9 protein-coding genes are annotated in these 11,502 nt (G+C 63.4%); 4 read left to right on the forward strand and 5 right to left on the reverse strand.

What is annotated here, in order from left to right; translation table 11 throughout:
• Nucleotides 1-12: 12 nt before the first annotated feature.
• The 5 genes from D7S86_RS15495 to D7S86_RS15515 all read right to left on the reverse strand — a co-directional run bounded on the left by D7S86_RS15495 (nucleotide 13) and on the right by D7S86_RS15515 (nucleotide 7,021).
• Nucleotides 13-1,134, reverse strand: a complete 1,122-nt coding sequence (locus D7S86_RS15495; RefSeq protein WP_121087748.1) for an ABC transporter ATP-binding protein — start codon at nucleotides 1,132-1,134, stop codon at nucleotides 13-15.
• On the reverse strand, nucleotides 1,121-3,790 hold the full coding sequence (locus D7S86_RS15500; RefSeq protein ID WP_121087749.1) for a GH116 family glycosyl-hydrolase: 2,670 nt from the start codon (nucleotides 3,788-3,790) through the stop codon (nucleotides 1,121-1,123). The genes D7S86_RS15495 and D7S86_RS15500 overlap by 14 nt, the downstream gene beginning before the upstream one ends.
• Nucleotides 3,791-3,839: 49 nt before the next feature.
• Nucleotides 3,840-4,679, reverse strand: a complete 840-nt coding sequence (locus tag D7S86_RS15505) for a carbohydrate ABC transporter permease (RefSeq protein ID WP_205962822.1) — start codon at nucleotides 4,677-4,679, stop codon at nucleotides 3,840-3,842.
• A 49-nt stretch (nucleotides 4,680-4,728) separates the two neighbouring features.
• Entirely contained in the window at nucleotides 4,729-5,682 is a 954-nt protein-coding gene (locus tag D7S86_RS15510; protein ID WP_121087751.1) for a carbohydrate ABC transporter permease, read from the reverse strand.
• 61 nt (nucleotides 5,683-5,743) lie between these two features.
• Nucleotides 5,744-7,021 carry an ABC transporter substrate-binding protein gene (locus D7S86_RS15515; protein WP_121087752.1) on the reverse strand — a complete coding sequence of 426 codons (1,278 nt, stop codon included), beginning with the start codon at nucleotides 7,019-7,021 and terminating at the stop codon, nucleotides 5,744-5,746.
• Between the two features lie 338 nt (nucleotides 7,022-7,359).
• Here D7S86_RS15515 and D7S86_RS15520 point away from each other — a divergent pair, with 338 nt between their 5' ends.
• The 4 genes from D7S86_RS15520 to D7S86_RS15535 all read left to right on the forward strand — a co-directional run bounded on the left by D7S86_RS15520 (nucleotide 7,360) and on the right by D7S86_RS15535 (nucleotide 11,500).
• A complete protein-coding gene (locus tag D7S86_RS15520) occupies nucleotides 7,360-8,430 on the forward strand; it encodes a LacI family DNA-binding transcriptional regulator (protein WP_121087753.1) in 1,071 nt (356 codons plus the stop codon).
• 163 nt (nucleotides 8,431-8,593) lie between these two features.
• Complete coding sequence (locus D7S86_RS15525) at nucleotides 8,594-9,562, forward strand: ABC transporter substrate-binding protein (protein WP_205962823.1); 969 nt, start codon at nucleotides 8,594-8,596, stop codon at nucleotides 9,560-9,562.
• A gap of 208 nt (nucleotides 9,563-9,770) precedes the next feature.
• Nucleotides 9,771-10,730, forward strand: a complete 960-nt coding sequence (locus tag D7S86_RS15530) for an ABC transporter permease subunit (protein WP_240648194.1) — start codon at nucleotides 9,771-9,773, stop codon at nucleotides 10,728-10,730.
• A complete protein-coding gene (locus D7S86_RS15535; RefSeq protein WP_121087756.1) occupies nucleotides 10,727-11,500 on the forward strand; it encodes an ATP-binding cassette domain-containing protein in 774 nt (257 codons plus the stop codon). Before D7S86_RS15530 ends, D7S86_RS15535 begins: the two co-directional genes overlap by 4 nt.
• Nucleotides 11,501-11,502: the final 2 nt, after the last annotated feature.

The following is an 11,502-nucleotide window of genomic DNA, read 5'->3' on the forward strand; positions in this document are numbered from 1 at the left end:
CTTCGCCCCGTCTCAGACGCGTCGCATCCCCGCATGAATGACCGGCTGCTCGGCGATTTCAAGCGCGACGCCGTCCTGATCGAAGACATGCATATGCGTGGGGTCCGCGTCGAACGCGATCGATTGTCCGACGCGAACATCGATCGCGCCGCGTAACGACGCACGCAGCGCTTCGCCCGATTCGAGCGTACCCGCGACGATCGTTTCAGAGCCGAGAAACTCGCGCGCCGTGACCGTGATGCGCAGCGCGCCGCCTTCCGCGAGTTCGAGATGTTCGGGTCGGATGCCGAGCGTGCAGCGCAAGTCGCCCGTCGTCGCATCGGCGAGCCGCGGCAGCTGAAGCCGCAACCGCCCGCCGTCGGCCGACACGGAAAAGCGGTTCTCTCCCGACTGAAGCCCGAGCGCGGACAGCATATTCATCTGCGGCGAGCCCAAAAAACCCGCGACGAATTGATTCTTCGGCCTCGCATAGAGCTCGGCCGGCGTCCCCGATTGCTCGATGCGGCCGTTGCGAAGCACGACGATCGTATCGGCCATCGTCATCGCTTCGACCTGATCATGCGTGACATAGATCATCGTCGACCCGAGCCGCCGATGGAGCGCGACGATTTCGCCGCGCATCTTCACGCGCAACTCGGCATCGAGATTCGACAGCGGTTCGTCGAACAAAAAGGCTTTCGGCTCCTTGACGATCGCGCGGCCGATCGCGACGCGCTGGCTTTGTCCGCCCGACAACTGCGCGGGCTTGCGATCGAGCAGATGCGCGATCTGCAGAATATCGGCGGCGCGCTCGATGCGCGGCTTGATCTCGGCCTTCGGCGTCTTCTGGCAGACGAGACCGAAACGCAGGTTCTCGTAAATGCTCATATGCGGGTATAGCGCATACGACTGAAACACCATCGCCATGCCGCGCGCCGACGGCAGCAGATGGTCGCAGCGCGCGCCGTCGATATGAATCTCGCCCGCGCTGACCTCCTCGAGACCCGCAATCATGCGCAGCAGCGTCGATTTTCCGCATCCCGACGGGCCGACGAATACCGTGAACGACCCTTCGTCGATCGCGAGGTCGATGTCGTGAATGACGGGCGTGCCGCCGAAGCTTTTGCGTACGCCCTTGAGTTCAAGCCTTGCCATCGTCGATCTCCGAGACTGTCGTGACACGACGCGCGGCCCATGCTTCGTCGCGTGCGATGTCGAGCGTGTCGCCGGCACGCAGCGTGCGCAGGCCCCCAAGATCGGCATCCCCGATGCGCGCGACATGGAGTTCACCGCCGAGCACGCGAATCTCGACGCGATCGTCGCCGATCGAGACCGTGCCCCATCCGACGCCCGCCGACCAAGGAAAGACGCCGCGCGCATCGCGCGCGGGCGCGAAACCGATCTCATGCGTGCGCGCATCGAACGACAAGCCCGTATACGCATTCAGCAGCGCATAACTCGACAGCGAGCGCGCGTAATAGCTGCCGCATTCGATATCGTTCCAAGGATTGCGATTCGAACCGTCATGCCGGGCGCGCGCGGCACGCACGATCGTCAGGCCTTCGTCCACGAGGCCGCGCTGGATCAGATGCGACGCCATCATGTATTCGAGGCCCGTCCAGACTTCCTCGGCATACGGCACGGGTACCGCGGGTTTGTGCGAGCCGGCGGGCCATGTCGCAAGCAGCAGCCCCGCCTCGTTTTCATAGGCATAGACGCGGCACGGGTTGAAGTGATCGCGCAATGTCGGGCGGAAATTCTCGCGATAGACGGATTCGAGCGCCGTGCGAATGTGATCGGGGTCGAACAGATCGCCGAGACCCGCGAGATCCGCATGCCATTGTCCGAGCAACTGGTCCGTCAGGCAGCCGTCGCCGATCTGATATTTGATCTCGCCGTATTCGTCGGACCAGTACGCATGCATGAAGTCCTCGGCGAGCACGCCCGCCGCGCGATCGCCGCCGAACGGCTCGATCAGCGCGCGGGCATGCAGATCGATCTTCTGCTGGAACCATCGCCCGTTGAACAGCTCGCAATCGACGAACTCGCGTCCGTTGTGCGCCATCTGCGCGAGCGTGTCGGCGAATGCGTGTTCGTGCATCGCCGCGGCCATCTGCGCGGCGGCCTTCAACGCGGCGAGGTAGAGGCTCGTGAGCCAGGAATTCGGTCCGAACAGCTCCATGTCGAGCGTATGGTGCTGGCGGCCCCATAGCACGCCCGTACGGCGCGGATCCCACTGGTCCGGATTGTCGGGCGACCAAGCGTAGTCGAGCGCGCGGCGGATCGCGGGCCATTGCGCGCGCAGCCATGCGTCGTCGCCCGTGTTTTTCCATTCGCGATAGGTCTTGATGATCGCGCCGAAATGACCGTCCGCGCACGGACCGATCACGTCGAATCCCGAGCCGAGCGGCAAGCGCTGGCGAAACGTGAGACCGCCGTTCGCTTGCTGGTTATAGCGAAACTCGGTTTCGCGCAGCGACCGTTCGAGCGCGGGAAAGAGCCAGGGCAGCGCCTGCTGATAATTCCAGACATGCGTGCAACTGCCTTCGCACGACCCTTCGTGTTCGTGCTGGCCTTCCCAGCCCCAGAGGGCACCGTCTTCGAGCCGGATCACGGTGGCCGAGCGCAGCACGCCGAGCGTCGATGACACGGCGTCGATGATCTCGCCGGGCAGCGACGAGGCGAAGAGCGCATCGCGAAACGCGATCGTGGGCGAAGCGAGCGCATCCCAGCGACGCAGCGCATCGAACCCCGTCGCGAGCGCATTCGCCCATTGCGTCGCGTAGTAGTTCGTCCAGGTCGGCGGCACGCCCTCGTAGAACGGACTGCCCGGGCCGTGTCGATTGAACCAGTAGATGCTGCCGACCGGATAATTCCACGCGATCGCGAAACGCACCGTGCGACGCTCGCCGGGCGCGACGCGAATCCGCGCGGCGAGCGTGCCGTGCTCGGGCTGGTTGAACATATTGCGGCTCGCGCGCGGCGCGTCGTAATGACGCTCGCGCAACGGGCCGGCGCTCGCGAACTCGCGCCAATAGAGACTCAGGCTGTCGAACCATTGGCCGCGAAAGTGATAGTCGACGTGCTCGACCTGTTCGGCGTCGGTCACGATCGCGAGATCGCCGCGTTGCTCGGCGGGGCGGTCCGTGTCAGCCGATTCGAAATGCAGCGCACGCAGCCCCTCGGCGTCGACGAAGCGGTGCACGCCGCTGTCGCAGCCGAGATTGCCGAGCGTGCCGCCGATCGTGTAGTCGATCGGCGCGTGCGTCGTGTTTTCGACTTCGATCGCAAACATCGCGACGGGCATCGACGTGTTGCGCGCGTCATGCGGGATGAACGGACTCAGCGCGGTCAGCGTCACATGCCCCGGAAAACGCGCATCATCGAACGCGATCTCGGCGACCGGAAAGCGGCCGATCATCGTCGCATCGTCGAAATGCGGGACGCCCGCGAGCGTGTCGCGATTCGCGCCGAAGCCGAAGCCGTCGAATTTGCGCGTGGCGGGCGAGCCGGTCGGATTGCCTTCGTATGGACCGTGGAGCACGCGCGCGTCGAGCAGCGCGCCGTCGCGTTCGGCCTTGATCGCGAAGTGGCTGTACCCGTTGAACTGATGGATGTCGGGCTTGTTCCGGATGCTCCAGTCGATCAGCCGGCCGCTGCCTGTCAGCGAGACGCTGCCGGTGCCGATCCCGCCGAGCGGAAAGGCGGCATACGTGCGGCGCGCGCCGCGATAGACGAAACGGTCGTCGACGCGCGCGATGCGATCCGCGGTGCGCTTCGAGAGTCGATTCGTTTCAGAGTCGGTTGCCATGGCCATGCATCCTCGTTCGGGGACGTCAACATATGTGCGCGTCGTGCGCTCAGTTCTTGATGCCGCTCATCGCCATGCCTTCGATGACGAGCCGCTGCGCAAGCAGGAAGATCAGCACGGCGGGCAGGATGGCCATGCTCATCGCGGCCATCACGAGCGACAGATTGCCTTCGCTCATATAGCCGCGCAGCAGGTCCATTGCGACGGGCAGCGTCATTGCGTCCTGAGGTTCGAGCAGAACGCGCGCCTGGAAGTAGTAATTCCAGGTCTGCGTGAACGTAATGATGCCGAGCGCGGACAGCGCGGGCCGCAGTTGAGGCAGGGAAATGCGCAGAAAGATCTTCAGATGCCCCGCGCCGTCCATGAGTGCGGCTTCTTCGAGCGCCTTCGGCTGCGAGAGCATGAATTGCCGCACGAGGAACACGCCGAAGCTCGACGTCAGATACATGAGCGCAAGCCCGATCGGATGATTGAGCAGGCCTGTCTGCGCAAAGCCGAGATAGATCGGAATGATCGTGACCTGCGCGGGAAACATGATGCCGACGAGCATGACGAAGAACAGGCTGTCGCGGCCCTTGAATTCGAGCCGCGCGAATGCGAATGCCGCGAGCGAGCATGTGATCAATTGCCCGCACGTCACGATGACGGCGACGTATAGCGAATTCCAGTAGATCTTGAGAAACGGCACGGACGAATCGAGTACGGCGCGATAGTTCGTCAGATGCAGATTCGGCGGCAGGAAGCTCGGCGGCATCCGGTACGCTTCGGCGACGGGGCGGAACGACATGCTGAAGAGCCAGGCGAACGGCAGCAGCATCGCGACGCCGAGGACGAGCATGACCGCGATGATGATCCGGTCGATCCATTTGACGCTGGCGCGGGTCTGCATACGGGTCTGCATACGGGTCGGCATAGGGGTCGACATAGACGGCATCGAATCAGTGATGCACGAAGCGTCGCGACGCCGCGAGCTGGATGGCCGTGATGACGAGGATCACGAGCGTCATGACGACCGCGATCGACGCCGCATAGCCGATCTCGAAGCTGCCGAACGCTTCTTCGACGATGAGGATCGACATCGAACGCGTCGCATCGCCGGGGCCGCCTTGCGTGAGGATCATGATCGACTCGTAGACTTGCAAGGCGCCGATCGATGCATAGACGACGTTGAAGAAAACGACCGGCGAGATATAGGGCAGCACGATCCGGAAGAAGCGCCGCCAGTAGCGCGCGCCGTCCATGATCGCCGCGTCCATGATCGTGCGCGGCACGCCCTGGAGTGCGGCGATGAAAATGATCATGAAGAAGCCTGTGTTCTTCCAGACGTCCATGATGATGATGGACATCATGGCCGTGCGGCTCGACGTGAGCCAGTGCACGGGCGCGAAGCCGAGCCGGATCAGGTAGTAGTTGATGATGCCGAGATCGTCGCCGTAGAAATAGCCCCAGACGATCGAGACGAACGCCGCCGCGATGATCACGGGCAGGAAGAACGCCAGGCGGAACAGATAGAGCAGAAACGCGGGCATCGCGCGATGGAGCGCCAGCGCAAGCAACAGGCCGATGCCGACATTGCCGCAGACCGCGAAGATCGTGAAGCGCAGCGTGTTCCAGAAGATCTGCAGCGTGCGGTCGTCGGTCAGGAAACGGTGATAGTTGTCGAGCCCGATCCATGTCGCACCCGCGAGCGGATCGTATTGCGTGAAGCTCAGATAGACCGTCACGAGCACGGGCGCGAGCACGAACGCGACGTAGAGCGCAAACGACGGGAACACGAAGGCATAGCCGACGCGCGCTTGCGCGCGGCTCAGGTCCGATCGCACGCGTTCGCTCGCGCTTGCCGCGCCGCCGCTCGACAGCGGCGGCGGGTGGCCGGGGTCATAGGTGCTCATCGCGAATACCGATCACGAGACGGCGCGAACGACGCGCGGGATAGCCGAGTCATCGACGCCTTCATTCCTTTTTGGCCGCCAGGCGCTTGAACGAGGCTTCGAGTTCTTCATGACACCGTTTGACGCCTTCGGCGATCGGCATCTCGTCGGCCATCATCGCGTCGTAATAGCGGATGAAGATCTTCTCGACTTCCTGGAAATTCGCGGGCGCCGGCACGGGCTTCGTATGCGGCAGCGTCTGATAGTAGAGAAAGGCGCTCGGCGGAAACTTGAGGAATGCCGGCGAATCGGCGGCCGATTTGCGGCCCGGCACGCCGCCGCCGAGTTCGCCTTCTTCCTTCTGCGTTTCGGCGCTCGTCAGATCCGTGATCAGGGCCTCGGCGAGTTCCTTGTGCTGCGACGTCGCGGCGACGCCGTAGCCGCCGAAGCCGATGACGGTCGTGTCGTCGACTTTCGCGGGTGGAATCGCGACGTCCATATCGAGCTTCGCCTTGATCGCGTTCTCGATGATCCAGTGACCGCGCGAGATCATCGCGATCTGGCCCGCGAAGTATTGATTGTCGAGCATGTCCTTGCCCGGAATCGGCGACACCTTGTCGACGTGGATCAGGTCATGCAGAAACTGCAGCGACTCGGTGACTTTCGGATCGAGCATGTTCGATCCGGTCCAGTCGGCGTTCAGGATCGACGTGCCGTTCGAATAGAACCACGGCTGCACGAAGAAGAACTGATTCGGCACTTCATAGCCGTACTGCTTGATGTTGCCCGCCGGATCGCGCACGGTCAGCTTCTTCGCGGTCTCGCGGAAGTCGTTCCACGTCCAGCCCTGCTTCGGATACTCGACACCCGCGGCTTTGAACAGCGCGCGGTTGTAATTGATCATGATGTTGTTCCAGCCGATCGGGATGAAATACGTCTGTCCCTGGTTCGACGCCTGCTGGAACAGGCTCGGCGCGAAATCGGAGAAGCCCGGATTCTTCTGGATGTAGTCGTTGAGCGGCACGAACAGCTTGCGCGTCTCGAACGTACGGAACGTTTCGATCGCCGTGCCATAGACGTCGTAGGCGTTGTGCGCGTTGAACTGGCTCAGCACCTTCGTCACGTAGTCGCCCCAGCCGTTCGAGATTGGATCGATCGCGACCTCGACCTTGACGTTCGGGTACTTCTGGTTGAAGCGCGCGATCGCGTGCTTGATCGCGGTCAATTGCGCATCGCTGCCGAACGCCATGAGCCTGAGCGACGCGCTTTCCTGAGATTGCGCGAACGACGCGCCCGAGAAAGCGAGCCCCGCGGCGAGCGCGAGCGAAAGCAACAGCGGCGAACGAAACCGTCTCCTCATGGCTGCTCCTTGATGTCGGGAGACGTTGGCCTATGAAGTCGGCGCTTGCCTCCGATGGAATCGATCGCGGATCGTCCGATGCGTGCGTCAGGGTGACGAAATCGCGCCGGAGTCGATGCCGCTCGAAACGTTTCGAATCACTATAGTCAAGAAATCGCGGGACGCAAGGGCGGGGAAATCCCTTAAAAAAGGCATCAAATGCGCAAAACGGTCGCTTTGTGCGGCAGATACGGCAAGTCTGTCGTGATGCAGTGCGGCATGCGCATGCGACTTGTACGAATCGTTTCGATGGGCTATACCGGTGACGTTCCCTCGCACGCACGACGACGCATACCGACATGCCTTCAGTTCGCGATGTGGCCAAACGGGCCGGCGTTTCGATTTCGACGGTCTCCGTCGCGCTCAACGATGCATCGCGCGTGTCGGCCGAGACCCATCGCCGCGTGATGGAAGCCGTCGAAGCCATCGGCTATGCGCCGAACAGCATCGCGCGCAGCCTGCGACTCGGACGCACGAATCTGATCGGGCTCATCGTGTCCGAGATCACGAATCCTTTTTTTGCGGCGCTTGCGAAGGTCATCCAGAGCGAAGCGCTCAAGGCCGGCTACAACCTCATCGTCTGCAATTCCGACGAGAATCCGGCGCGCGAGCTCGAACTGCTCGATATCCTGCGCGCGCAGCGTGTCGCGGGCATCATCGTCTCGCCGTGCGGTCGCGACGAAACTTATCGTCACGCGCTCGCGGGCATCGTCGACGTGCCGCTGCTGACGGTCGACCGCTACGTCGAGGGACTCGATCGCGGTTTTGTCGGGCTCGACAGCCGGCATGCGGGACGCATGGTCACCGAGTATCTGTTGCGCCTCGGGCATCGCCGCATCGCGTTCGTCGGCGGCCCCGAAGGGATTTCGTCGGCCGAGTTGCGCCTCGCGGGCTTTCGCGACGCGTTCGACGCCGCGGGGATCGACGTGCCGAACGAACTCGTCTGGCATACGGATTTTCGCGCGGAGACCGCGTATTCGATCGTGCGCGAGTGGATGCTCAAGCCCGTGCGGCCGACGGCGTTCATCGGCGTCAACAACGTCGCGATGATCGGCGCGCTGCAGGCGATCGAGGACCTCGGTTTCCAATGCCCATTCGATGTCTCGCTCGCGGGCATGGACGCGTTTCCGATGAACAGCGTCATCCGGCCCAAGCTCACGGTCGCCGCGCAACCGATCGAGGATATCGGCCGGCAAGCGGTCGCGTCGCTGCTCGCCGACGTCATGCGGCCGAAGGACGCGCCGGCCGAGCATCGCGCGCTGTTCCTGTCTCCGACGCTGCATGTCGGCGGATCGTGCCGCGATCTGCGCGATGCGGCGGGCGACCACGCGCCGTCACGACGCGGCCATGCGGATACGCCGTCGGGATAACTCGGGTTGTGTTCGCGTGCATCCAGTGGTTCTGTTATGCGTGCGCGACGTATGGGCGGAATGCGATCGAGGCATGACCCACGATCTGGGATGGTCGCTCCACGCGATGGCGCGTCGCCGCGATAACACTTGAAAACTGGAGGAAGACGCAATGAAGAAGTGCGTGGCACGTAGTCTTGCGGTCATTTCCGCGGTGATGGCCTGCGCGTTCGCGCAGCAGGCGCTCGCCGACGCGGCGCACCCCGTGGTCGCGCTGCTGCCGGGTGTCACGGATCCGTTCTACTTCACGATGCATCGCGGCGCGGAAAAAGCGGCGAAGGAAGAGAACGTCGAATTGCTGTTCCAGGTGCCGAAGGCCTGGAACACGACCGAGCAAGTGCCGATTCTCAAGGCGATCATCGCCAAGCATCCGGACGTGCTGCTCGTCTCGCCCGTCGACAAGCAGCAACTGATCGGTCCGCTCAAGGAAGCCTATGACGCGGGCATCAAGGTCATCACGGTCGATACGTATATCGGCGACGGCAAGTATCAGACGGGCAAGGGCGATGCGGATTTCCCGCTGTCATATATCGCATCGGACAACCTCGAAGGCGGCCGTGTCGCGGCGCGTGCGCTCGCGAAGGCGGTCGGCGACAAGGGCACCGTCTATGTCGAGAACACGAAGCCCGGCATTTCGAGCACCGATGCGCGCGCGGACGGCTTTATCGACGAGATGAAGAAGCATCCGAACGTCAAGGTGCTCGAAACGCAATACAACGAGGACGACGCGAACAAGGCGGCCGCGCATGTCGCCGCCGTGCTCGCGCGCAATCCGGATCTGGCGGGCATCTTCGCCGTCAATACGTTCTCGGGGACCGGCGTGGCGCAGGGCGTCAAATCGGCGGGCAAGACGGGCGCGGTCAAGGTCGTCGTCTTCGATGCGGTGCCGGGGATCGACCGCGATCTGAAGGCCGGCGTCGTCGATATCGCGATCGCGCAGCGGCCCGACGATATCGGCTACTACGGCGTCAAGTTCGCGGCCGATGCGATTCGCGGCAAGAAGATCCCGACGTACAAGGGCACGGACTTCGTGATTCTCGACAAGAACAACGTCGATCAGCCCGATATCCACGCGCATATCTATTCGAATTGATCGCGTGTCGTGATGCGCGCGCGGAGGCCGAGGACGGCGTCCGCGCGAGGCACGAGGCGTCGCGTGCCTCGCGATGTGCGGCACGCGGCCATGCATGCCTGTTCGCGTGTCGGCGACACGCGGCGTGTGTACGCCTCTCGCGCACATTTCCCCAGCGTGTATTCAAGCGGTATTCCCGAGCGACTGTTCCGATATGGATGACTCACGTATGGCGAGGCTTGCCTGGATCAGCAAGTTCTGGCCTTGGCTGTTTCTGCTGGCCTTGCTCGTCTTCTTCGAGATCTATGCGCAGGTGGCCGTGCATCGATCGTTTGTCCTCAACGCGTACAACCTTCAATCGATCTGTCTCGCCGCGTCGGCGCCGCTGTTGCTCGCGATCGGCCAGACGTTCGTCATCGTGACCGCGGGCATCGACTTGTCGGTCGGCTTCGTCATGGGCCTGGCGGCCGTCTGCGTCGCGCAGTTCACGGTGCTCGACGAAGACGCCGGCGCGATCCTGCTGCTGTCGATCCCGCTTTCGATCGTCGTGTGTCTGATCCCGGGTCTCGTCAACGGCCTGCTGATCGCGCGGCTGAGAGTGCCGGCCTTTATCGGCACGCTCGGCATGTACGGCGTCGCGCGCGGCGCGGGTTTTCTCGCGGCGGGCAGCGGCATGACGGTCTCGGTCAACAACGCGGCGCTCGCGTGGATCGGCGCCGGATGGCGGCCCGTGATCCTGACCGCCGTGCTGCTCGCGATCATGCATTTCATCTTGTCGAGAACGCGTTTCGGCCAATACACGTACGCGATCGGCGGCAACGAGCAGTCGGCCGTGCGCGCGGGCATCAACGTGCGCCGGCATCTGATTGCGATCTACGTGATTTCGGCCGCGTTCGCCGCGATCGGCGGCATCGTCTATACGGCGCGTTTCGCGGCGGGTGTCGCGAACGCCGGCGAGCCGATGCTACTCGACTCGATCGCGGCGGTCGTCATCGGCGGCGCGAGCCTGTTCGGCGGGACCGGCAATGTGATCGGCACGCTGATCGGTTCGCTGATCATCGCGGTCATCGAATTCGGGCTCGTGTTCATCGACGTCAACGCGTTCTGGCAATTCATCGTGGTCGGCATCGTGATCATCGTGTCGGTGTTGATCGACCAGTACAAGGAACGACTCGGAGGGGGCGCATGAGCACGCCGATACTTGAAGTCCGCGGCGTTTCGATTCGTTTCGGCGGGGTCGAGGCGCTCAAGCGCGTGTCGCTGCATGTCGAGCCCGGCGAGGTGCTCGCGCTCGCGGGCGACAACGGCGCGGGCAAGTCGACGCTGATCAAGATCATCTCGGGCGTCTACCACCCGAGCGAGGGCGCGCTGCTGTTCGACGGCAAGCCGCTGACGTTGCGCGATCCGCAGGACGCGCGGGCCGAGGGCATCGAGACGATCTACCAGGATCTCGCGCTCGCCGACAATCTCGACGTCGGCAGCAATATCTTTCTCGGGCGCGAGCCGATGCGGCGGCAATTCGGCTTGCCCGTCATCGATCGCGATCATATGGCGGCGGCCGCGCGCGACGTGCTCGAACGGCTCGATATCACGATTCCCGAACACAAGCTGCGCGGCCCCGTGAAGATGCTGTCGGGCGGACAGCGTCAGGCGATCGCGATCGGTCGCGCGATCTACTGGAATGCGCGCCTGCTGATCATGGACGAACCGACGGCCGCGCTCGGCGTGCCCGAACAGCGCAAGGTCATGGAGCTCATCACGACGCTCAAGGCGCAGGGCGTGTCGGTGCTGCTGATCTCGCACAATCTGCACGACATCTTCGCCGTGGCCGATCGTATCGCCGTGCTGCGGCGCGGCGAGATGGCGGGGGAGCGGCGCGTCGGCGACACGAACGGCGACGAGATCGTTCATCTGATGGTCGGCGATACCTATGCGGGGACGGGACGCGCGTCGCATTGAGG

Source organism: Pararobbsia silviterrae (assembly GCF_003628125.1).
GTDB classification, from domain to species: Bacteria; Pseudomonadota; Gammaproteobacteria; order Burkholderiales; family Burkholderiaceae; genus Pararobbsia; species Pararobbsia silviterrae.

Coding starts and splice junctions, on each gene's coding strand:
- D7S86_RS15495 (WP_121087748.1), bottom strand. CDS start 1,134: ATGGCAAGGCTTGAACTCAAGGGCGTACGCAAAAGCTTCGGCGGCACG.
- D7S86_RS15500 (WP_121087749.1), bottom strand. CDS start 3,790: ATGGCAACCGACTCTGAAACGAATCGACTCTCGAAGCGCACCGCGGAT.
- D7S86_RS15505 (WP_205962822.1), bottom strand. CDS start 4,679: ATGCAGACCCGCGCCAGCGTCAAATGGATCGACCGGATCATCATCGCG.
- D7S86_RS15510 (WP_121087751.1), bottom strand. CDS start 5,682: ATGAGCACCTATGACCCCGGCCACCCGCCGCCGCTGTCGAGCGGCGGC.
- D7S86_RS15515 (WP_121087752.1), bottom strand. CDS start 7,021: ATGAGGAGACGGTTTCGTTCGCCGCTGTTGCTTTCGCTCGCGCTCGCC.
- D7S86_RS15520 (WP_121087753.1), top strand. CDS start 7,360: ATGCCTTCAGTTCGCGATGTGGCCAAACGGGCCGGCGTTTCGATTTCG.
- D7S86_RS15530 (WP_240648194.1), top strand. CDS start 9,771: ATGGCGAGGCTTGCCTGGATCAGCAAGTTCTGGCCTTGGCTGTTTCTG.
- D7S86_RS15535 (WP_121087756.1), top strand. CDS start 10,727: ATGAGCACGCCGATACTTGAAGTCCGCGGCGTTTCGATTCGTTTCGGC.